This window comes from Rhodovulum sp. HP10, assembly GCF_047553435.1.
Classification (GTDB): Bacteria; Pseudomonadota; Alphaproteobacteria; order Rhodobacterales; family Rhodobacteraceae; genus Rhodovulum.
In genome coordinates, this window is the sequence record NZ_CP180201.1 from 2920866 (window position 1) to 2942498 (window position 21633).

Below are 21633 nucleotides of genomic sequence, written 5' to 3' on the forward strand. Positions count from 1 at the left end.
TCATCTCCTGATGGGGGGGGTGAAGTAGTTGCACAGCACGCTGTCGCCGTTGCGCAGCACCTGAAACTCGAGATCGTAAAGTGCGCGCAGGCGCTCCTCGGTCACGATCTCGGCGACCGGGCCGCAGCCCGCCAGCCGGCCATCCTTCAGGGCCAGGATATGGTCCGAATAATTGGCGGCGAAGTTGATGTCGTGAATGACCAGCACGACGGTGCGGCCAAGATCGTCGCAGAGCTGGCGCAGCGCGCGCATGATCTCGACCGCGTGATGCATGTCGAGATTGTTCAGGGGCTCGTCGAGCAGCAGGCATTCGGTTTCCTGTGCGATGGTCATCGCGAGATAGGCCAGTTGCCGCTGCCCGCCGCTGAGCTCGTCGATGTTCCGGTGCCGCAACTCGTCGAGCGACAGGAAGGCCAGCGCCCGGTCGATCGCCGCGCGATCCTCCCGGCTCAGCCGGCCCCGGCTGTAGGGAAACCGCCCGAAGGCCACCAGTTCCTCGACGCTGAGCCTGAGGTCGAGCCCGGGTGCCTGGCGGAGTGTCGCGACCTTGCGGGCATAGATGTGGGGGGCGATCCCGCCGACCGGGGTTCCGGCAAGCGCGATTTCTCCGCCGCTCGGGCGCAGAAGCCGGGCCATCAGCATCAGCAGCGTGCTCTTGCCGGCGGCGTTCGGCCCGATCAGCGAGGTCAGCCGACCGCGCGGGATTCCGGCGGTGACGCCGCTCAGGACGGGCTTGTCGCCATAGGCTTTCGACAGGTCGGTCACGGTGATCATGCGGGTCTCCCGGCGCGTCGCAGGATGAGGAACAGGAAATATCCGCCGCAGATCAGGTTGATCAGGATGCCGATCGTGGTGCCGAAGCGGAACAGATGCTGCACCGTCAGCTCGGCGATCAGCAGCATGGCGACCGCGACGAGGCAGCCCGCGGGCAGGGTCCGGCGATGGCGAAAGCCGCCGGTCAGCGCATAGGCGATATTGGCGATGAAGATGCCCATGAAGGCGGAGGGACCGATCAGGCTTGTGGTCGCGGCGGCGAAGACGGCGATCAGCGCCAGGCAGAGCCGGACCTCGCGCGGGTGATCGAGGCCGAGCGACAGCGCCTGATCCCGCCCCAGCGCCATGACATCCCAGATCGCGGCGCGGCGCAGGGCGATGGCCCCGGCCGCGACGACCGCGACGGCGGAGATGGCAAGCCGGTTCGGGGAAATCCCGTCGAGCGAGATCAGCGCGAAGCTTTGCAGCACCGCGAATTCGCCGGGACTGATCTGCAGCTGGACGAACTGGGTGATGCTGCTCAGCGTGAGCGTGAGTACCAGCCCGATCAGAAGCATCCGGTGCATGCTGTTGCGCTCGTCCCGGAACAGCAGGCCATGCAGCGCCAGCGACCAGCCCATCATGAGCGCCAGCGACAGGGCCATGTTGCCGAGATCGCCCAGGAGCCGCAGGCTGGCCGTGCCGAGCACCAGGATCAGCAGCGCCTGGAGCAGCAGATAGGCCGCCTCGTAGCCCATGATGGCGGGCGTCAGGATGCGGTTGCGGGCGACGGTCTGGAACAGGATCGAGGCCAGCGCGATGCCGGTGCCGCCGACCGCCATCGCGCCTAGCCGGATCAGGCGCCGGCTCAGCAGGAAGCCCGGGGCAAAGCCCGTGCCCCAGCCGAGATAGAGCAGCGCCAGGGCGACCAGCGCCCCGAGGACAAGGCCCTGCCTCATGCTGGCCGTCGCAGGATCAGGATCAGGAAGATGGCGCCCCCGATGGCGCCGACGGTCAGCCCGAGCGGCACCTCATAGGGGTAGATCACGATCCGGCCCAGGATATCGCAGAGCAGCAGCAGGCAGCCGCCGGTCAGGGCCACCGTGGGCAGCGTCTGCCGGAGATTGTCGCCGCGCCAGAGCGTGACCAGATTGGGCACGACCAGCCCGACGAAGGGCACGGCGCCGACGGTGACCACCGTGGCTGCGACCGTGGCGGAAACCAGCGTCAGGCCCAGGGCGACCATGCCGCGATAGCCCAGCCCGAGGCTCTCGGCCATGTCCTGCCCCATGGCCAGCACGGTGAAGCGGCGGGCAAAGACATAGGTCAGCGCGACCACCGGCAGGATCAGGTAGATCATCTCGTAATGGCCCTGCACGACGCGCGAGAAATCCCCCAGCATCCAGCCCTGCATGCTTTGCAGGATATTGCGGCTGAAGGCATAGAACTCGGCCAGCGCGCCCAGCACGGCGCCGAACATCAGCCCGATCACCGGCACCAGCACGGCATCGCGAAAGCGGATGCGTTGCAGGATCGCGACGAAGATCAGGTTGGCGGCGAGGCAGAACAGCATCGCGACCCCCATGCGCAGAAGCGGTGCTGCGGCCGGAAGCAGCGTCAGCGCCACCAGGATGCCGAGCTTGGCCGCCTCCAGGCTGCCGGTGGTGGCGGGTTCGGCAAAGCGGTTGCGCAGGATCTGCTGCAGGATCACGCCGCTGACCGCCAGTCCCATGCCGGTCAGCACAAGCGCGATCAGCCGGGGCAGGCGGCTGGCGGTCAGGACCAGCAGCGCCTCGGGCGACGGATCGAAAATCCAGCCGATCCCGATATCCTTCGCCCCGATCAGCAGCGAGACGAGGCTGAGCGCGGCGAAGGCGGCAGGCAGGGCCGCGCGAAGGGCCAAAGACGGTTTGGCAGGGGAAAGGCGCATCACGGCGTGCGCTTATCCGGGGGGGGCATGCGCCAGGCTTGCGCGGCCTCGCGCAGCCGGAGAAGCCGGGCATAGGGCCCGCCGCGCTGCGCCAGCGCCTCGGGCGGTCCCTGTTCGACGATCCGCCCGGCCTCCAGCACGGCGATCTGATCGGCCATGCGGATCGTGGAAAGCTGATGCGCGATCACGATCAGCGTCCGCTTGCCGCGCAGCCGGGCAAGCGTCCCGGTCACGAGCGCGCGGTTCTCCGCATCGAGCGCCGCGGTCGCCTCGTCGACCAGCAGGATCGGGGCGTCCTTGAGCAGGGCGCGCGCGATGGCGATGCGCTGGCGTTCTCCGCCCGAGAGCCGCACGCCGCCCTCGCCGGTCGCGCTGTCGAGCCCTTGCGGCAGCCGCCGGGCGATCTCGTCGACCCCGGCGAGCCGTGCCGCCTCGGCGATCTCTTCCGCGCGGGCGTCGGGCCGGCCCATGCGGATGTTCTCTGCGATCGTGCCCTCGAGCAGATAGGTGTCCTGGAAGATTTGGCTGATCTGCGCGGACAGGACCTCTTCGGACATGTCGCGCACATCGATACCGCCGATCAAGACGCGGCCGCGCTCGACGTCGAAGAAGCGGGCAACCAGCCGGACCACGGTGCTCTTGCCCGATCCGGAGGCTCCGACGAGCGCGGTCATGCTGCCTGGCGCGACCCGGAGCGACAGGCCCTCCAGCACCGGCGCGGTGTCGGGCGCATAGCGAAAGGTCACATCCTCCAGCGAGACCGAACTGTCGCGGGGGGGCTGGGGATGATCTGCTTGGGGCAGGGGACGGGCCTCGGCGATCTCGGTCAGTGCGGCAAGGTGGTTGCGCGCGCCGCGCAGCGCCTCGCCATATCCTGCCAGCTCGGTCATCGGTTCGATGAAGCGTTGCGCAAGGATCAGCGCCACGACCAGCGTCAGGCCCTGCGCGGGCGGCAGATCGGCGTCGAGCAGGCGAAGCGCGACGAGGAGCATGGCCGCGAAGACCGCCTGCAGCGCCCAGCCGTTCAGCACGACCGAGGCGGTCGACAGGCGGATCAGCCGCCGGACGGCCTGCCTCTGCCCGGCGAAGGCGTCCATGAGAAACCGCGCGCTGGCGCCGTCGCCGCTGAAGGCGCGCAGCACGGCCTGGGTGCGGGCGAATTCCACCGCGCGCGCGCCGGTGCGGGCGGCGGCCGCGTGATAGCCGCGATCGGCCTCGCGCCCCAGCCGCGCGGCAAGCGCGGAGATGGCGACCATGACGGGAAGCGCCGCCAGCGCGACCAGACCGATCTGCGGCTCGAGCCACAATAGCACCAGCGCAAGGCCCGGGGGCAGCACCAGCCCGGTCAGGACCGGTGTGAAGACATGGGCGGGCAGCTGCGCCACCTCCATCACCCCCTGGGTCAGCGCGTGGTTCAGCCGGCCTGTCGCGGCGCTGTCGAACCAGCCCATGGGCAGCCGCGCGACGTGGTTGCCAAGCCGTAGGCGGACGCCTTCGAGTACCGCGATCCCGACCTTGATGCCTGCCTGTTCGACCCGCCGGCGCAGGACCAGGCAGGCGAGTGCGCCCGCCAGCAGCGCGGCCAGCCAGGGAAGCGCGGCCGCCACATCGCCGCGCAGCAGGTGCAGCAGAACCGGAACGGTCAGCGCGATGGCAAGCGCGTTCAGCGCGCCCGAGACCAGCGCCATCGCGGCGTAGCGGCGAAAGATCCTCACATCGTCGCCCAGCAAATTCAGGAACATGCGCATCATCGGGCGATCTCCGGAGCTTGGGTCGGGGCCGGCAGTTGGGATCCGCTTTGCGCCCAGAGCGCGGCATAGCGCCCGTTTCGCGCCAGAAGCGCCTCATGGGTCCCGGTTTCCGCGATGCGGCCATCCTGCAGCACCAGGATGCGGTCGGCTCCGGTGACGGTGTCCAGCCGGTGCGCGATGACCAGCAGCGTGCGCCCCTGCGCCAGTTCTGCCAGCGCCTTCTGAAGCGCCAGCTCGCCTTCGGCATCCATCGCCGAGGTCACCTCGTCGAGCACCAGAAGCGGCGGGTCGAGTAGCAGTGCGCGGGCGATGCTGACACGTTGTGCCTCGCCGCCCGAAAGCACGGTGTCGCGCCCGACGATGCTGTCATAGCCCTGCGGCAGCGCCAGGATGCGGTCATGGATCTGGGCCGCCCTTGCCGCGGCCGTCACCTCTTCGCGGGTCGCATCGGGGCGGCCCAGGGCGATGTTGTCATGCAGGCTGGCATGGACCAGCTGCACATCCTGCAACACGAAGCCCACGCGTCGGTACAGCTCTGCCGGGGCGATGTCGCGCAGATCGGCCCCGCCCAGGGTGATCCGCCCCTCGGTGGGATCGAAGAACCGCAGCGCCAGCCGGGCGATGGTGGATTTTCCCGCGCCCGAGGCGCCGACAATGGCGGTCGTCGTGCCGGGCTCCAGCGCGAGATCTATGCCCGAAAGGGTTTCGGTCCCGTCCTCATAGGCATATCCGACCGCCTCGAAGCACAGCCGGTTTCCCTCGGGCGTGACGCCCTCGCCGGGGGCCCGAACGGGCAGGGTCGGGGTGTTCAGGACCGCGTCGATCCGGTCGGCGGCGGCGGTGGCATGGGCCAGCCCATGCGCCATGAAGCCCAGCAGCAGAAGCGGCGCCGAGACCCCCGGCGCGATCAGCAGGAAGGGAAGAAGATCGGCAGGGGCCATCCATCCGGCACCGATGAAGAGCGCGCCGGCGGCGAGCACGATGGCGACCACGGTGACCGGCGTGATCAGCGCGTTGGCGGTCGCAAGCGGGGCGACCAGCGGTTTCGTGAAGCGCAGGAACGCGTCCAGGAACCGGTGCACGGCATCCGAATAGGCCTCATGCGCCTCGCCGGTCTTGCCGAAGGTGCGCAGGACCGGCATCGCCCGGCCGAATTCGCCCACCGCGTCGCCGATCGCGGTCAGCGCCGAGACATAGCTTTCCATGCGGTCCGGACCGATGGATCTGCGGGTAGCGCCGAAGATGAGGTAATAGAGCGGAAAGGGCACGAGGCTGATGATCGCCATGCGCCAGTCGACAAGGGCAAGGAACAGGGCGGCGGCGGCGATGGCGGCGAAGCAGCGCGCCCGCGTGGTGAAATAATGCGCCGTCAGCTCGTGCAGCGTGTTCATGTCGTCCTGCAGCGCCCGCTTGACGCTGCCCGAGCTGCGCGAGGTGAACCAGCCCAGCGGAACCTGCGTGAGGCGCCCGGTCAGGCGGGTGCGCAGCGTGTCGGTCAGGGAATTGTCCGCGAGATGGGCCAGGTATTCCGCCAGTGTGAGCAGCGACAATCCGGCCACGAGCGCTGCGACGCAGATCGTCGCGACGCTCAGCACCGGCAGCGTTTCCGCAGCGTCGGGCAGGCCAAGCGCCTGGCGCCCGATCAGGGCGATCCCGGCCAGCGGCACGAGCGTCAGGATCTGTCCCGCGCCAGCCAGTGCGGCGGCCAGGTGCAGCCTCGTGCGAATCGGCGCCAGGAGGCGGGTGATCGGCGGGGCGGAGGGCTCGGCGGGGCCATTGGGTTGTGTTTTCATGTCACCAGGCAGTCATTCGATGGGCGCGCCGGGCAGAGGGCGTGCAGATTTTCTATAGGTCTGCTAAACTAAATGCGCAAGAAAGACCAAGCGAAACGCTCGGATATGGGCGCGCTGTTTGTCAGTCGGCCGCTCAGGCGTTAGCGTCCGGGTGATCGCGCCTGGCTGCTGAATGGAGGTGCCGCGATGACCGAGCCCAAACCCAGATCCGGCCGGGGCCGCCCGCGGACCATTACCCGCGAGCGGGTTGCAGATGCCGGCATCGGCTTGGGGCTGGCGCAGCTCTCCGTGGTCGGCGTTGCGGCGGCTCTGGGGGTCACGCAGATGGCGCTCTACAAGCGTGTCGGCGGCCTCGAGGAGCTGCGCAGCCTGGTTGCCGAGGAGGCCTTCCTGCGCTGGCCCCTGCCGGACCCCGAAGAGGACGTCGATCTCGGGGCCTATCTGCACCGCTTCAGCCTCAGCCTATGGCGGCTGGTGCACCGGCATGCGGGGATTGCGCCCTATCTTCTGCGCCGCGACCTGATCACAGATACCATGCTGCAGCACACGCAGGAGCATCAGGCGCAGGTGGCGCGGCGCTTCGGTCTGACGGTGGCGCAGTCCAGCCAGCTGGTCTTTACCGTTGCCTATCATTGCTGCGCCATTGCCGATACGTCCCGCTCGGAGGCGCCGGAGGGCGAGAGTATCGAGCCGTTGCACGAGTTCGGACTGAAGGCACTGATTGCCGGAGCGATTGCGCTGACCGGCGAGGACGGCTGAGCCCGCCCGGCAGATCTTTTTAGTTTACATAGACAAACTAATTGACAGGCCGGATGTCACGCGGCATCTAGGGCGCATCTGACGTGTGTGGATCAGTGCCGCAGGGCATCCATGCCGGCAGGTCGACGAAGGTCGCGTGTCAGACTGCAATACCCGAGAGCCATGGGCGCCGCGCCCGCCACCGATGCGTTGACGCCTCCCTTCGTCCGATAGCCAGCTTCCGATAGCCAGCTTCTGGTTGCCAAAGGGTGTGAACGGGGTTCTCGACAGGCCGGAAATCCAGCGAATATCGCATGATGCCGCGCGGCGCCGGAGCGGGTTTGCCCCGGTCGTGCCGGACATCGTGATCTGGCGGAAGGTATCGCGCGGCGCATCCGGCCGCGCGCCCGGCTGGCTTTGTGTGTCCCGGAGAGACCCGAAATCCCAAAGAACAGTCAACATTCGGAACGAACATGATGCAAATACGCCTTTCCAGCCGCGCGGCGCTCATGGCCAGCGCGCTTGTCGCTCCGGTCTGCATTGGCCCGAGGGCGGCGCTTGCCCAGGAGGGACTTGAGACCGGCTATTACCTCGGGGACATCATCATCCGCGGGACTATCGCCGAGCGGTCTCTGAAGGATACCGCCAGCTCGGTCACCGTTCTGGGCGAGGAAGAGATCGAGGAGAAGGCCGCCGCGGGAACGGTCAACGAGGTCATCGCCGACACGCCGAACGTGTTCATTCCCGGCACCACCAGCGCGCCCATCATCCGGGGCGTCGACAGCGACGGCCCGCTGGTCGGCGGCAATGCCTATCTGGCCAAGCCGCTGCCCCGCGCGACGATGAGCATCGACGGGCGTTATGTCTCGTCGGTCGAGCTGGGCGCCGGCGGCGGCACGACCTGGGATGTTGAATCGATCGAGGTCTTCCGCGGGCCGCAGACAACCTCGCAGGGGGCCAACGCGATCGCGGGCGCGGTGGTGGTGACCACCAAGGATCCGACCTTCGAGCCGGAATATTCCGCTCAGGCGGTCTATGGCAGCCGGAACAAGCGCAGGCTGTCCTTCGCGGCCTCCGGTCCGCTCAGCCCGGATTTCGCGGCGCGGCTTGCGCTGGATTACAGCGGTCGCGACACCTTCGTCGATTACACCCACCCGGATTTCGACTATGATTTCGCCTCGCTGAACGGCCGCCTGAAGCTTTTGTGGGAACCGGCGGATATGCCGGGGCTGCGGGTCAAGCTGACCTATTCGCATACCGATCTGCACCGTCCCAGCAACGAGCAGGTGACCAAGCCCTATCGCGACCTCGATAATACGAGTGAGTATCAGGACTACATGGATGTGATCGCGGACGGGGTGGTTCTGGATGCCCAGTACGACTTCGACAACGGGATCCGGCTGTCGAACCAGCTTCAGTATTCCGAAGCCGACTATGATTTTACCTTTGCCTTGCCCTATTCCGGCACCGCCGCGCGCGATTCCGCAACACTCAGCAACGAGCTGAAGCTGACCCTGGGCCAGGGCGAGGATATCTGGAGCGGTGTTCTGGGGGTCTATTTCTCCGATGAGGATGCCGATGCGGATTTCGCCAACAGCTATAAGGGGGCCCCGTTGGGCAGCGCCGATCTGTCCTACCGGACCCGCAGCCTCGCGCTGTTCGGCGAGGCGACCTGGCGCTTTGCCTCCGACTGGGCGTTGACCGGCGGCCTGCGCCTGCAACGGGACCGGATCGAGATCGCGGGCACCACGAGCTATGTCACAGACAGGCTCGATTATGACGAGACCTTTACCGAAATCCTGCCGGCGCTGACGCTTTCGCATGATCTCAATTCCGACTGGACGCTGGGCGCCACGGTCAGCAAGGGCTATCTGCCCGGCGGTTCGGGTACCAATTTCCGCGGTGGAGACTATTACGAGTTCGATCCCGAGACGGCCTGGAATTCCGAGCTCTTCCTGCGGGGCACCGCGCTGGACGGTGCGCTCGATCTGTCGGCCAACCTGTTTTACACCAGATACAAGGATATCCAGCGCTCGGTGACCAACTGCCTGAATGCCGATTGCAGCGTGACGCAGGGCTCGATGATCGTGAATGGCGAGCGCGCCCATGCCTATGGCTTCGAGCTGAGCGCCGATTATCAGGCGACTCCGACGCTGCGGCTGTCGGGCGATATCGGGGCGTTGCAGACCGAGGTGACCGAGTTCACCGATCATGACGGCACCAAATACGAAGGCAATGAATTCGCGCGCGCACCGGGCTATTCGGTCGGTCTTGGCGCGGCCTGGGACATCACGCGGGATGTGACGCTTCAGGGCGACATGCGCTATGTCGACGGCTATTACAGCAGCGATACCAATGAGCCCGATACCGAGGTCGACGGCTTTGCGCTGGCCAATATGCGCCTGAGCTACCGCCCGCGCGACGGGGTCGAGTATTTCGCCTATGTCAATAACGTCTTCGACAACCGCGCCGAGCTGTCGGTCAGCACGAACGACGCGGCGGAAATCGCCGAGCCGCGCGAATTCGGCATCGGTCTGCGGATGGCGTTCTGAGCCCGCGCGCGCAGGCCCTGTATCCTTTTCCGCGCGCTGAATTCGCTTTCCATCGCGGCGTCCGGTCCGGGCGTCGCGATGTTCATGTCGGCCAATCCGGGCCGCGATGTCCGGGTCGCCCTCGGGCCAGAGCCCGTAAGCAGGCCTTCGCTGCGCGTTTCATATGCCCGAACAATGGGGCATGAGGGGCGGGGCTTCCTGCCTGACCGAGGTCGGGATGATGCGGTCGCGGCCGATCTTCGGGAAAACGGTCTTCCGGACTGGTGTCCGATCCTCCAGATGCGTGGCAGCGATGAGCGAAAGGTGCCTGGCGAACTGATGGAAATCAAGAATAACGGGTTATGGTCCAAGGGCGTGCCCGTCATGTATGCGTCGCCGCAGAGGCCTTGCAATCGGTTCGCCCGCTGCTCCCGCATATGCCTGCAGGGGGATCAGCGAGTTGCCGGTGGATACGTCGCCGCTTCGAGCACCATTGGCGATGGTACGGACCTGGCATCGACTGCCATCCTGCGCCGACAGGAAGACCGCAAGGTCGAATGGCACGACATCGCCCCGGGCAGGCCCATGCGGAACGGCTTTGTCCAGAACTTCAACAGCCGCCTGCGCGATGAGTGCATGAATGAGCACCTGTTCGCCAACCGTCGTCCACTGGGCTCGAACCGATGGCGCCTTCACGGGACGACCATGCCCGAGGGCTGATCGCGGCCTGGTGCGACGGCTGCACCCCTCATCATTGTCTCCACACCAGCCGCGACGGGCTCACCCCTTGGGAATGTCGCCAGCGGTCAGCAGAGGGCAAAACCCTGAACAGAGCGAACCATGGAATGCGGTCTCCAGGGGGGCGCTCGCCGGGGCTCTCCTTTCCCGAATTGGCACGGAAGGAAACGCAACTGGACAGGTCAGGAACTCGTGCCATGATGCCTTCGCCGAAGACCTTGAGGCACCGCATGTCGGCCTCGCTCGGGCTGGGGGCGCGGCCTTCCGTCCATTGCCTGGAGCGTTCGGGCAAAGTGTCGGGGGGCGTGCAGGGGCGCGTCTCTGGCCCCGGGTGGCAGGGCCTGCGTTCTTCCATGGCCGGCCGTTCTTGCGGATCGGGGCGAGGAGGATCGCCTTCATCTGCACGTGAGGCTCGCGTCCATGCCGTCCTTCGCCCGACGCGTATACAGCATGGCGCCTGGCATGCCATCTTCGCGGCACTGATCGGCAGCAGGACCGCTGCTTTCCACCTGGTGCAGCAACCCCATGATCCGGGCCTCGGCGAAACAGGTCTTCGTGATCGGAACCCCCACGGTCATCCTGCCGGGGAAATTGTCCTTCCCTCTCGATGCTTCCCTCCCTGATATCGGGGTTTTCCCCCGCCAGACCTAAGGCACGTCGAGAAAACCCGGCGCCGTGCGAAGGGGCGGGGCGGCCGACAGGGCCGCGAGATCGGGCCCGCGTGGCGCGAGATCGGGCGTGCCCGCGATCACCGCCTCCAGTTCCGCGGCCATCGCAAGCAAGCCCAGATCGCCATGCCGCCGCCCGACCAGCTGCACCCCGAAAGGCAGTCCATCCTCGTCCCGCCCGCAGGGCAGGATGATCGCCGGATGTCCCGGAATGGTCGCCGCATAGGCCAGAGCGAGCCAGTGATAGTAGCTCTGCATCGGCTGGCCGTCGATCTCGGCCGGATAGGCCTCGTGCCAATCGCGCGGCTGCACCGTCACCGCGGGCGAAATCAGGATGTCGACATCGTCGAAGAAGCTCTGCCATCGGCGCGCATAGGCGCCCTGGCTCACCAGAGCCTGTGCCACGTCCGCCGCGCTGTAGCCGCGGCCCTCGCGCACATTCTCGGCCACCAGCGCGCCCACGAGATCGGGCGTCTCGTCCACGAACCGTGCATGCGTCGCCTGGAACATGACCGCCCGCAGGACCGAGAAGATGCGGTCGGCGCCGGTGCAATCGGGCGTTGCCTCCTCGCAGGTCCCGAGGAAGGGCAGAAGCGGGGCCAGAACGCGGCGGAATGTCTGCCGGGTGGCTGCCGAAACCGGGGCGAAGCCGAAATCCTCGGTCACGGCGACGCGCAGCGAGGACAGGTCGCGGCGGGGCAGGCGCGCGAAATCGGCTGCCTCCCAGGGCGTGCGTCCCGCAATCACCGTCGTGAACGGATCGCGGGCATCGGGACGCGCGAGGGCCGACAGCATCAGGGCGCAATCGGCGACGCTGCGCGCCATCGGCCCGGCGGTCGGTTGCGGCAGCAGTGCCGTGGCCCGGTCGGGGCCGGGAACGACGCCAAAGCCCGGGCGGAAACCCACGACACCGCAATAGGCTGCGGGGGTGCGCAGCGATCCGCCCAGATCCGAGCCCGAGGCCAGCGGCGCAAACCCGCAGGCCAGCGCCACCGCCGAGCCGCCCGAGGATCCGCCGCAATTGCGCGTCAGATCATGCGGGTTCGCGGTGGTGCCGTAGACACGGTTGCGCGTATTGGCGCCCGCGCTCCATTCCGGCACGTTGGTCTTGCAGAAGGGCAGTGCGCCTGCGCCGCGCAGCCCGGCGACCAGCGCATCATCCGCGGCCGGATTGTTGTCGCGGAAGATCTGGGAACCGTAGGTCGTGGGCAGGCCCGCGACATCGTTCATGTCCTTGATCGCCAACGGCAGCCCGTGCAGTGCGCCCAGCGGCCGTCCGCCCGCGCGCTCGGCATCGGCCTGCCGGGCACCCGCGAGAAGCCCGTCGAAATCGCGGGCGACGACCGCGTTCACCGCCGGATCGAGGGCCTCGATCCGGGCGATGCAGGCCTGCGCCAGCTCTTCTGCGGACAGCTTGCCGCGACCGATCAGGCGGCGGGCCTCGATGGCGCCCAGATCGGCGGGGTCGGTGGCATCGGACATGTCAGTCTCCCTTTATTGAGGGCCGTTCAGCCCGGCTCGGCAACGGCATCGCCCCAGGCGTTCGTGGGGTCGGTCATTCCCGACCGCATCGCGCCTTCCTGCAGGACGCCGGAGGGGCAGGCGAAGGGGTAGGGCAGGAACGACTTTCTGGTGACGGTGACGGGCGCGACCGCCCCGAGCGCATCGCGGGTCGGGCCCGGAAGACGGTCATCGGCGACGATCTGGTCGGGTCCGGAGACGTCGATCCGGGGCCGGGCGAAGGCGGTCTCGAGATCCATCCCGAAATCGGTGAGGAAGGAGGCAAGCTGGGTCACCGCGCCGACGATCTTGCGCCCGCCCGCCGCGCCCAGCGCGAAGCGGCGGCCGCCCGCATGGCCGAGCGCGGGGCAGACATTCATCAGGCAGGGTCTGTCCGGGCCCAGCGAGTTCGGGCGCCCCTGCACCGGGTCGAACCACATGATGCCGTTGTTCAGCAGGAAGCCGGTCGCGGGCGAGACCACGCGCGCGCCGAACAGCGACAGCAGCGTCTGGGTATGCGCCACCATGTTGCCTTCATGGTCGACGACGGAGAAATGCGTCGTCGAGCCGGGGGCGGCCGAGATCTCGCCATCGGCCCCCATCCCGCTCAGCCGGTCGCGATAGGCGGCGATCAGCGCCCGGGCATAGGCGGGACAGGCCTCGTCGGGGTCGGGCAGGGTCTCGCCTGCCAGACCCTCCATCGCGCGGGCGAAGGTCGGCCCCGCGGTCAGCCCCGGCATGACATGGAAGAGCGCATCGCGATAGCGCACCGCCAGCGGTGTCTCGAACCGGGCGCGGTTCCCGGCCAGATCGTCCAGGCCGAGATAGCCGCCCTTGTCCTGAACGTCCCGCGCCAGTGCCGCGCCGAGATCGCCGCCATGCAGGGCCTTCGCCCCTTCCCGCGCGAGGATGTCGAGGCTGTCGGCCATGCGCGACTGATCCAGCCGGTCGTCAGAGCCTGCGGCCCAGGAAAAGCTCCTGGGCCACTGGCCGTCGGTCAGGAACAGCGCCGCCGCGTCCGGGTCGCGGGCCAGATCGCGGGTGGCGCTGGCGATGATGAGGGCGGCGTACCAGTCGATGGCCAGACCGCGCCGCGCCTCTGCGATGGCCGGGGCGACAAGCTCGGCCCAGGGCAGCCGGCCCCAGCGGCCATGCGCGGCCTCGAGCCCGTCGACAAGGGCCGGAACCGCGACCGCCCTGGCGCCCAGCACGTTGCGATCCTCGACCACCCGGTTCCAGGGAAAGAGATCGCCCGCGATGCCCTCGCCCGAAAGCGGGAAATCCTCGATGCGCAGGGCGGCAGGTGCGCGCATGCCGAAATTCAGCGCATGCGCACGGCCGGTATCGGCGCGCCAGTGCAGCGCCGCGCCGCCCCCGGCGGGGCCGGACATCCAGGGCTCAAGCACCCCCAGCACGAAGCTGCAGGCGACGGCGGCATCCACCGCGTCGCCGCCCTCGCGCAGCGCCTCGGCGCCCGCCTCGGCCGCCTGGCGGTGCTGTGCCGCGACCACGCCGCGGTCGGTTTCGACCACATGCTTGCGGATCTCCATCGTCCGCGACAGGGCCTCTGACATCAGGCGCCGAGCCGGCAGTAGAGGGCTGCGGCAAGCTTCGCCCGCTCGACAAGGCTGTCGAGCAGGATGTGCTCGTTCAGCGTATGCAGATCCTTGCCGCAGACCCCGATGGAATCGAGCGTCGGAATGCCGAGCGCGCCGGTGAAGTTGCCGTCAGAGCCGCCGCCCGCCGAGGCCCCGGTGATCTCGAACCCGATCTCGCCCGCGATCTCCTGCGCCAGCGCCAGCATCGCCATGGTGCCGGGCTGGTCGGCCTCCCAGACCGGCCGCGTCACGCCGCGTCGGACCTCCATCACCACCTCGCCCGCGTCGGAGTTGAGCGCCATCATCCTGGCCACGCCCTCGTCCAGCAGCTCCTGGGTCTTGGCCATGGTCAGCACCTCGGCATCGCAGACCGAGGAGACGCAGTTGACCCACTGGCCGGCGCGGAAGACCCCCAGCGAGAAGGTGCAGTCATCGGTCGTCATGTTCTCGATCTCGGCCACCTTCCGCGCCATCGCGGCAATCGCCGAGCGGCCTTCGGACAGCTGCCAGCCCGCATGGCTGGGCTTGCCGCGGGTCTGAAGGTTGAAGCGCGCGATGGCATAGCGGCCGATCACCGCGCCGCCATCGGGACGCGCGGGTTCGGGCACGAGGATGAACTTGTGGCGCCGGGCCTCGGTCTCGATCAGCTCGCGGGTCGAGGGGGTGCCGATTTCCTCGTCGGGGGTGAACAGGACCGTGACCGGCAGCGGCGTCTCGACGCCCGCGGCCAGCAGCTTGCGCAGCGCGTCCAGATAGACGTAGTTGCCGCCCTTCATGTCCATCAGCCCGGGGCCGTAGCAGACGTCTCCCTCGACCCGGAACGGAAGCTTTTCGAGTGTGCCGATGGGGTGGACGGTGTCCATGTGGCCCAGGAGCAGGATCCCGCCCTCGCCCGCGCGCGGGTGGGGCATCGTCGCGCGCACGCTGTCGCCAAGGCCCATCCGTCCCGGGATGCGCTCGACCCGCGCGCCCAGCGCCGCAAGCTCGTGCTGGACCAGATCCATCATCCGGTTGACCGCCGCCGCGTCGAAGGTCGGGCTTTCGGTCTCGATCCAGGGCTTCAGGCCGGCCAGCATCTCGCCGGTATCGAAGGGCAGGGAGAGCGGATTGGTCATTGGGCAATACCTCTTGGTTCGGCGCCCGGAGCAGGGGCCGTTGGGAAGGCGGCGGGGGGGTGGCCCCGCCGGGAAGGGAAACGGGCCTTGTGTCTAGCCTGCGGGCGCCATCCGGGTTTCGACGATGCGCGCATAGACCGAGGCACCCACGGGCAGGATCGCATCGTCCAGCACGAAGGCCGGATTGTGCAGCGGAACCGACCCCGCATGGCCGACCCGGCAATAGGCGCCGGGCACGACTTTCAGCATGTCGGCGAAATCCTCCGAGCCGGTCATCTGGTCATCCGTCAGGGTCGCCATGCCCGCGCCCACGACATCTGCTGCCGCGGCGACATAGGCGTCGGACAGATCGGGATCGTTCATCAGCACGTCGAAGACATTGCGCAGCTCGACGCCGATCTCGACACCATAGGCCGCGCCGAGCCCTGCGCAGAGCGCACGGATCCGCTCATGCGCCATCTCGGCCACCTCGTCGTGGAAGTAGCGGATGGTGCCGGTGATCACGGCGGTGTCGGGCACGACGTTATAGGCCGATCCGGCATTGAAGGTGGTGACCGAGATCACCACCGGCTTCGTCGGCGGGGTGTTGCGGCTGACCACGCTCTGCAGCTGCTGGACCAGGGCGGTGCCGATCACGATCGGGTCCTTCGACTGGTGCGGCATGGCGGCATGGCTGCCGGTGCCCCTGACCGTGATGTCGAAGAAGCTGGCCCCGGCCATCGCGGGGCCGGGCGTGACGGTGACCGTGCCCGGCTCGGCGTTCGGGTCATTGTGCATGCCGTAGATCTCGTCGCAGGGAAAGCGCTCGAACAGTCCCTCGGCGATCATCCGGCGCGCGCCCCCCAGACCCTCCTCGGCGGGCTGGAAGATCAGAACGACGGTGCCGTCGAAATCGCGGGTCTCGGCCAGATAGCGCGCCGCCCCCAGCAGCATCGTCGTATGGCCGTCATGGCCGCAGGCATGCATCCGCCCGGCATTCCGCGAGGCATAGGGCAGCCCCGAGGCCTCGACGATGGGCAGCGCGTCCATGTCGGCGCGCAGCCCCACCCGGCGGTTGCCGCCGCCCTTGCCCTTGATCAGCCCGACGACGCCGGTGCCGCCGATGCCCTCATGCACCTCGTCGACGCCGAAGCTGCGCAGCTTGTCGGCGACGATGCCCGCGGTGCGGGTCTCCTCGAAGCCAAGCTCGGGATGGGTGTGGAAATCCTGGAAGATCGCCGTCAGCTCGGCGGCGAAATCCCGGATCTTCGGCAGGACGGTCATGCGGTCTCTCCTTTCGTGCCGGGGGCGGTCTCGAGCGCCCGGAAATTGGCAAAATCCCAATGCCGCCCTGGCGCTGCCTCGATCAGGCTGCGAGTATAGGCGTGGTGCGGATCGGACAGGACATTGGCGGCGGGCCCGTGTTCGACCACGCGGCCCTTCTGCATCACCAGCACCTCGTCGCAGATCTGCGCGGCGACCCGAAGATCGTGGGTGATGAACAGCATGGCGATGCCGAAGCGTTGCTGGACATCGTCCAGAAGCTCCAGCACCTGCGCCTGCACGCTGACATCGAGCGCCGAGACGGCCTCGTCGGCGACCAGCAGATCGGGTTTCATCGCCACCGCGCGGGCAATGGCGATGCGCTGGCGCTGCCCGCCCGAGAACTGGTGCGGATAGCGGTCGAGCGCGTCGCGCGGCAGTCCGACCAGCTCCATCAGCTCGGCGGCCTGCTTCAGCGCCTCGGCCCGGGGCGTGCCGTAATTGACCGGGCCCTCGCAGAGGCTCCGGGCCACGCTCCAGCGCGGGTTCAGCGACCGGTAGGGGTCCTGGAAGACGATCTGCAGATGCTTGCGGTGGGGGCGCAGCGCACGGCGGCTCAGCTGCGAGATCTCGGACCCCGCGACATGGACCTGACCGCCCGTCGGGTCGATCAGGCGCATGATGCAGCGCGCGACGGTCGACTTGCCCGACCCGCTTTCGCCGACGATGCCCAGCGTCCGGCCCGGGCCGATGCCGAAGCTGACATCGGTCGCGGCCTTGACGCCGACCGCGCCGCGAAAGAGCTTGCCGCCCCCGCCATAGGTCATCTCCAGCGCCTCGACCTTCAGCACGTCGGGTTCGGCACTGGCGGGCCGGGCCGGGCGCGGAGCGAGGTTCGGTACCGCGTTCAGAAGCTTGCGGGTGTAGTCTTCCCGTGGGTTGGTCAGCAGCTCGCGGATGGGCGCGCGTTCGACGATGCGGCCGTTCTGCATGACGCTGACGGTATCGGCGATCTCGGCCACGACGCCCATGTCATGGGTGATGAACAGAAGCGCCGTGCCCTTGCGCTCCTGCAACTCGGCGATCAGCTTGAGGATCTGCTGCTGGGTCGTGACGTCAAGCGCCGTGGTCGGTTCGTCCGCGATCAGCAGATGCGGGTCCAGCACCAGCGCCATGGCGATCATGATCCGCTGCCGCTGCCCGCCCGAAAGCTGATGCGGGAAGGACTGATAGATCCGCTCGACATCGGGCAGATGCACCTGATCCATGATGTCGAGCGTGCGTTGCCTGGCCTCGGCCGCCGACAGATCGGTGTGCATGTTCAGCACTTCCTCGATCTGCGCGCCGACCCGCAGCACCGGATTCAGGGCCGTCATCGGCTCCTGAAAGATCATCGAAAGCCGCATCGCCCGCAGCTCGCGCATCTGCGCGCCCGAGGCCTGGGTGATCTCGAACCCCTCGAGATCGATCGAGCCGCCTTGCAGCTCCAGCGCGCCCTTCGGCAACAGCCCCATGGTCGCGAGCGAGGTGACCGACTTGCCCGACCCGCTTTCGCCCACAAGGCAATGGGTCTCGCCCGCGCGGATGTCGAGATCGATGCCGTTCAGCACGGGCCTGGCGTCGGGGCGCCCGGTCAGGCCGACCTTGAGGCCGCGGATCTTCAGCACCCGCGGGGCCTCCGAGAAATCCCTGGACTTGAATTCCATCTCAGCCCTCCCGTTTTTTCAGGCGCGGATCGAGAAGATCGCGCGCGGTGTCGCCCAGAAGGTTGATCGCGAGGATGCACATGGACAGCAGCAGGCCGGGCCAGAAGATCATGCCGGGCTTGATCTGGAAGAAGGTGCGCCCCTCGGCCATGATGTTGCCCCAGGTCGGGATCTCGGTCGAGACGCCCGCGCCAAGGAAGCTGAGGATCGCCTCGATCAGGATCGCCGAGGCACAGATATAGGTGCCCTGCACGATCAGGGGCGCCAGCGTGTTGGGCATCAGGTGCTGGATCAGGATCCTGGGCATCGACGAGCCCAGCGCGATCGCGGCCTCGACATAGGGCTCCTCGCGGGCGCCGAGCACGACCGAGCGCACCAGCCGCACCACGCGTGGCACTTCGGGGACGGTGATCGCGATGATGACGGACCCGAGGCTCGGGCCGTTCAGCGCCACCAGCGCGATGGCCAGAAGGATCGCGGGGATCGCCATCAGGCTGTCCATGATCCGCATGATGATGCCGTCGGCAGAGCGGAAGAAGCCCGCGACAAGCCCGATCAGAAGGCCGGTCAGCACGCTGACGCAGGCCGCGCCGACCCCGATCAGAAGCGACACACGCCCGCCGGTCATCACCCGGCTGAAGATGTCGCGGCCATACTGGTCGGTGCCCAGAAGATGCGCATCCGAAGGAGGTTTCAGCCGGGCCAGCGAATTCATGTCGAGCGGGTCGTAGGGCACGTAGAGCGGCGCGCAGATCGAGGCCAGCACGATGGCCAGCAGGAGCGCCGCGGCGATCATCGGGCCGGGACCGATGCGGGCGCCCGCGGGCAGCGAGAAAAGGCCCGTCAGCACATGGAAGGCGCTTGGGCGGGAGGAGATGTCCTTGGCCATGTCAGTACCGGATCCTGGGGTCGAAGAGGGAATAGGAAATGTCGACGAGCAGGTTCACGAAGACATAGATCCCGGCGGTCAGCAGGATCATGGCCTGGATCACCGGATAGTCGCGCGCGAGGATCGCATCGACGGTCAGCCGCCCGATGCCGGGGATGTTGAACACGCTCTCGGTCACCACCACGCCCGAGATCAGAAGCGCAAAGCCGGTCCCGATGATCGTCAAGATCGGGACAGCGGCGTTTCTCAGGGCATGGCGGAACAGCACGACATTCTCGCGCACGCCCTTGGCGCGGGCGGTGCGGATATAGTCCTCGCCCAGCACTTCCAGCATCGAGGCGCGGGTCATCCGCGCGATCAGCGCCACATAGATCGTGGCCAGGGTCAGCGAGGGCAGGATCGCGCGTACGAAGAAGGGGCCGAGCCCGTCCGAGAGCGGCTTGTAGCCCTGCACCGGCACCCAGCGCAGGTCGATCGCGAAGATATGGATCAGGATATAGCCGATCACGAAGACCGGCACCGAAAAGCCCAGAACCGAAAAGGACATCACAAGGAAATCGACCCAGGTCCGGTGGCGCCAGGCGGCGATCACGCCCATCGGCACGGCCAGCAGGACCGAGATCACGATGGTCATCACCGCGATGTTGATGGTGGGGCCGAGCCGGCTTGCGATCATGCCCGAAACAGGGGTGTTCGAGATCAGCGAGGTTCCGAAATCGCCGCGCAGGGTCTGGCCCGCCCAGGTGAGGAACTGGACATAGAGAGGGTCGTTCAGACCGAGCCGGTCGCGGATGCGTTCAAGCTGGGCCGGGGTGGCGGCATCTCCCGCGAGGATCGCGGCCGGGTCGCCCGGGGTCAGCCGAAGCAGGAGAAAGACGAAGATCGCGACGATGATCATCACGGGGATCGTGGCAAGCACGCGTCGCAGGATATAGCCGAACATGGCCAGCACTCCTTGCGGGAGGTTGGGTCGGCTCCGGCGCGGGAAAAAGCGCGCAGGAGAGGGCGAGTGGCGGGGAGGGGGGCCGGAGGCGCGGCAGATGCGCCCCCGGCACCGGGATTACTCGCCGTCCTTGGTGACGTTCCAGAACACCGGCACCGGCGACTGGATCATGTTGTCGACGACATCGCGGCGGGCCTGGGGCATCGCGTATTCGCCGAGGTGGATGTAGTTGACGTTGTCCATGACATGGGCCTGGATCTTCGAGGCTGCGGCCTTGCGCGCGGCATCGTCGGGCGCCTGGGCATAATCGTTGCGCAGGGCCTCGATCTCGGGATCGTCGGGCCAGCCGAACCAGGCATCGTCGCCGCGGCCATTGACCATGACGTTGATCAGCGGATCCGAGATCTCGGGGATCATCCAGTTGGTGAAGAACAGGTTCCAGCCGCCCTCATCGGGCGCATTCTGCTGGGCGCGGCGCTGCACCACGGATTGCCAGTCCATCGCCTGCATGTCGACGTTGAAGCCCGCATTGCGCAGCGCCTGGGCCGCCACGACCGGCTGGTTGGTCAGGCTCACCACGTCGGTGGGCTGCATCAGGACGACCGGCGTGCCGTCATAGCCCGCCTCTTCCAGCAGCGCGCGCGCCTCTTCGGGATGGGCGCCCGAGGTGATCGGTTCGGCGCCCGTCTCGTCGGCCAGCGGGGTGCCGCAGCCGAAGATCGCGCCGCAGACCGTGTAATAGTCCGGCGAACCCATCATCGTGGCCAGCACGTCCTCCTGGCTCAGCGCCAGCAGCGCGGCCTGGCGCACCTTCTTGTTGTCGAAGGGAGGGTGCAGGAAGTTCGGCCGGCCGATGGTCACATATCCCAGCGGGTCCCGCATCTCGACGGTGACGCCGGGCGAGGCGTCGAGGATCGGTTTGAGGTCGATCTGGATCTGCTCGATATAGTCGATCTCTCCATTGGCCAGCGCGTTGATGGCGGTCAGGTTGTCGGGCATCGTGGTCCAGACCACATGATCGACATTGACGACCTTGCCGCCCGCCATCCACGAGGGCGGCTCGTCGCGCGGCACGTAATCCTCGAACTTGTCATAGGTGGCCGAGACGCCGGGCTCGTAGGCGTCGGTGTTGAAGACGAAGGGGCCCGAGCCGACATATTCGGTGATCGTCTCGTCGGGCGAGGTGGCGGCGATGCGCGCGGGCATGATGAAGGGCGGCAGCGCCGATTGCTTGGAGATGACGTTCAGAAGCGGCGGGAAGGGCGAGGCCAGCGTCCAGACGATGGTCTTGTCGTCGGCGGCCGTCAGGCTGGCAGTGACGTCGAAGATCATCTGCCCGCCGGAATCGCGCTTGCCCCAGCGTTCCAGCGAGGCCACGACATCGTCGGCGGTGACGGGCGCGCCGTCATGGAATTTCAGCCCGTCGCGCAGCGTGAATGTATAGGTCAGCTTGTCGTCCGACACGGTCCAGTCGGCCATCTGCGGCTGCGGCTGGAAATTCTCGTCCACCGCGGTCAGCACGTCATAGATCATGTAGGCGTGGTCGCGGGTGATATGCGCGGTGGTGATCACCGGATCGAGCACGCGCAGCGACGAATGCATGACGGCGGTCACCGTGGTGTCGGCGAAGGAGGCTGCGGGGGCCAGCAGCGCCCCCCCGGCCAGAAGCGCGGCCGCAAGGCGGCGCGTTCCGGGGATAGTGGGTCTCAGGGTCAGCATGGGATCCTCTCTGTTGGTC

Annotated in this window: 15 protein-coding genes and 1 pseudogene; 3 read left to right on the plus strand and 13 right to left on the minus strand. The window is 67.6% G+C overall.

Annotation, left to right across the window (positions count from 1 at the left end):
* Genes ACK8CO_RS13740 through ACK8CO_RS13760 form a run of 5 tightly spaced genes read right to left on the minus strand, consistent with a single transcriptional unit; the run spans position 1 to position 6227 of the window.
* Positions 1-774 (minus strand): ABC transporter ATP-binding protein, encoded by a 774-nt coding sequence (locus tag ACK8CO_RS13740; protein ID WP_414896975.1) that lies wholly within the window; start codon positions 772-774, stop codon positions 1-3.
* Positions 771-1712, minus strand: coding sequence for an iron chelate uptake ABC transporter family permease subunit (locus ACK8CO_RS13745; RefSeq protein ID WP_414896976.1), 942 nt, complete (start codon positions 1710-1712; stop codon positions 771-773). The genes ACK8CO_RS13740 and ACK8CO_RS13745 overlap by 4 nt, the downstream gene beginning before the upstream one ends.
* Positions 1709-2683, minus strand: coding sequence for an ABC transporter permease (locus ACK8CO_RS13750; protein ID WP_414896977.1), 975 nt, complete (start codon positions 2681-2683; stop codon positions 1709-1711). The genes ACK8CO_RS13745 and ACK8CO_RS13750 overlap by 4 nt, the downstream gene beginning before the upstream one ends.
* Positions 2683-4434, minus strand: coding sequence for an ABC transporter ATP-binding protein (locus ACK8CO_RS13755; RefSeq protein WP_414896978.1), 1752 nt, complete (start codon positions 4432-4434; stop codon positions 2683-2685). The genes ACK8CO_RS13750 and ACK8CO_RS13755 overlap by 1 nt, the downstream gene beginning before the upstream one ends.
* Complete coding sequence (locus ACK8CO_RS13760) at positions 4431-6227, minus strand: ABC transporter ATP-binding protein (protein ID WP_414896979.1); 1797 nt, start codon at positions 6225-6227, stop codon at positions 4431-4433. Before ACK8CO_RS13760 ends, ACK8CO_RS13755 begins: the two co-directional genes overlap by 4 nt.
* Before the next feature lie 186 nt (positions 6228-6413).
* Between ACK8CO_RS13760 and ACK8CO_RS13765 the strand changes: the two genes are divergently transcribed.
* From ACK8CO_RS13765 to ACK8CO_RS13775, 3 genes and pseudogenes are all read left to right on the plus strand, one after another.
* The gene (locus ACK8CO_RS13765; protein WP_414896980.1) at positions 6414-6986 is read left to right on the plus strand and encodes a TetR/AcrR family transcriptional regulator; all 573 of its coding nucleotides are present in this window, start codon (positions 6414-6416) and stop codon (positions 6984-6986) included.
* 452 nt (positions 6987-7438) lie between these two features.
* Positions 7439-9517: a TonB-dependent receptor gene (locus tag ACK8CO_RS13770; RefSeq protein WP_414896981.1), complete on the plus strand. Its 2079-nt coding sequence runs from the start codon at positions 7439-7441 to the stop codon at positions 9515-9517.
* 477 nt (positions 9518-9994) lie between these two features.
* Positions 9995-10156, plus strand: a pseudogene (locus ACK8CO_RS13775) (integrase core domain-containing protein); the annotation flags it as partial.
* Positions 10157-10881: 725 nt separating this feature from the next.
* Here the strand turns inward: ACK8CO_RS13775 and ACK8CO_RS13780 are convergent.
* From ACK8CO_RS13780 to ACK8CO_RS13815, 8 genes are all read right to left on the minus strand, one after another.
* On the minus strand, positions 10882-12384 hold the full coding sequence (locus tag ACK8CO_RS13780; protein WP_414896982.1) for an amidase: 1503 nt from the start codon (positions 12382-12384) through the stop codon (positions 10882-10884).
* A gap of 26 nt (positions 12385-12410) precedes the next feature.
* Positions 12411-13976, minus strand: coding sequence for a gamma-glutamyltransferase (locus ACK8CO_RS13785; RefSeq protein WP_414896983.1), 1566 nt, complete (start codon positions 13974-13976; stop codon positions 12411-12413).
* On the minus strand, positions 13976-15115 hold the full coding sequence (locus ACK8CO_RS13790) for a M20/M25/M40 family metallo-hydrolase (protein ID WP_414896984.1): 1140 nt from the start codon (positions 15113-15115) through the stop codon (positions 13976-13978). The genes ACK8CO_RS13785 and ACK8CO_RS13790 overlap by 1 nt, the downstream gene beginning before the upstream one ends.
* Positions 15116-15208: 93 nt before the next feature.
* Positions 15209-16378, minus strand: a complete 1170-nt coding sequence (locus ACK8CO_RS13795; RefSeq protein WP_414896985.1) for a M20 aminoacylase family protein — start codon at positions 16376-16378, stop codon at positions 15209-15211.
* Positions 16375-18063 carry an ABC transporter ATP-binding protein gene (locus ACK8CO_RS13800; protein WP_414896986.1) on the minus strand — a complete coding sequence of 563 codons (1689 nt, stop codon included), beginning with the start codon at positions 18061-18063 and terminating at the stop codon, positions 16375-16377. The genes ACK8CO_RS13795 and ACK8CO_RS13800 overlap by 4 nt, the downstream gene beginning before the upstream one ends.
* A gap of 1 nt (position 18064) precedes the next feature.
* A complete protein-coding gene (locus tag ACK8CO_RS13805; protein ID WP_080617317.1) occupies positions 18065-18952 on the minus strand; it encodes an ABC transporter permease in 888 nt (295 codons plus the stop codon).
* Between the two features lies 1 nt (position 18953).
* Complete coding sequence (locus tag ACK8CO_RS13810) at positions 18954-19895, minus strand: ABC transporter permease (protein ID WP_080617316.1); 942 nt, start codon at positions 19893-19895, stop codon at positions 18954-18956.
* Between the two features lie 117 nt (positions 19896-20012).
* On the minus strand, positions 20013-21614 hold the full coding sequence (locus tag ACK8CO_RS13815; RefSeq protein ID WP_414896987.1) for an ABC transporter substrate-binding protein: 1602 nt from the start codon (positions 21612-21614) through the stop codon (positions 20013-20015).
* Positions 21615-21633: the final 19 nt, after the last annotated feature.

What these genes read in the sequence shown, in the direction of transcription:
- ACK8CO_RS13780 (WP_414896982.1), bottom strand. Translation starts at nt 12,384, where the DNA reads ATGTCCGATGCCACCGACCCCGCCGATCTGGGCGCCATCGAGGCCCGC.
- ACK8CO_RS13800 (WP_414896986.1), bottom strand. Translation starts at nt 18,063, where the DNA reads ATGGAATTCAAGTCCAGGGATTTCTCGGAGGCCCCGCGGGTGCTGAAG.
- ACK8CO_RS13815 (WP_414896987.1), bottom strand. Translation starts at nt 21,614, where the DNA reads ATGCTGACCCTGAGACCCACTATCCCCGGAACGCGCCGCCTTGCGGCC.
- ACK8CO_RS13745 (WP_414896976.1), bottom strand. Translation starts at nt 1,712, where the DNA reads ATGAGGCAGGGCCTTGTCCTCGGGGCGCTGGTCGCCCTGGCGCTGCTC.
- ACK8CO_RS13755 (WP_414896978.1), bottom strand. Translation starts at nt 4,434, where the DNA reads ATGATGCGCATGTTCCTGAATTTGCTGGGCGACGATGTGAGGATCTTT.
- ACK8CO_RS13790 (WP_414896984.1), bottom strand. Translation starts at nt 15,115, where the DNA reads ATGACCAATCCGCTCTCCCTGCCCTTCGATACCGGCGAGATGCTGGCC.
- ACK8CO_RS13770 (WP_414896981.1), top strand. Translation starts at nt 7,439, where the DNA reads ATGATGCAAATACGCCTTTCCAGCCGCGCGGCGCTCATGGCCAGCGCG.
- ACK8CO_RS13810 (WP_080617316.1), bottom strand. Translation starts at nt 19,895, where the DNA reads ATGTTCGGCTATATCCTGCGACGCGTGCTTGCCACGATCCCCGTGATG.
- ACK8CO_RS13760 (WP_414896979.1), bottom strand. Translation starts at nt 6,227, where the DNA reads ATGAAAACACAACCCAATGGCCCCGCCGAGCCCTCCGCCCCGCCGATC.
- ACK8CO_RS13805 (WP_080617317.1), bottom strand. Translation starts at nt 18,952, where the DNA reads ATGGCCAAGGACATCTCCTCCCGCCCAAGCGCCTTCCATGTGCTGACG.
- ACK8CO_RS13750 (WP_414896977.1), bottom strand. Translation starts at nt 2,683, where the DNA reads ATGCGCCTTTCCCCTGCCAAACCGTCTTTGGCCCTTCGCGCGGCCCTG.
- ACK8CO_RS13765 (WP_414896980.1), top strand. Translation starts at nt 6,414, where the DNA reads ATGACCGAGCCCAAACCCAGATCCGGCCGGGGCCGCCCGCGGACCATT.
- ACK8CO_RS13795 (WP_414896985.1), bottom strand. Translation starts at nt 16,378, where the DNA reads ATGACCGTCCTGCCGAAGATCCGGGATTTCGCCGCCGAGCTGACGGCG.
- ACK8CO_RS13785 (WP_414896983.1), bottom strand. Translation starts at nt 13,976, where the DNA reads ATGTCAGAGGCCCTGTCGCGGACGATGGAGATCCGCAAGCATGTGGTC.
- ACK8CO_RS13740 (WP_414896975.1), bottom strand. Translation starts at nt 774, where the DNA reads ATGATCACCGTGACCGACCTGTCGAAAGCCTATGGCGACAAGCCCGTC.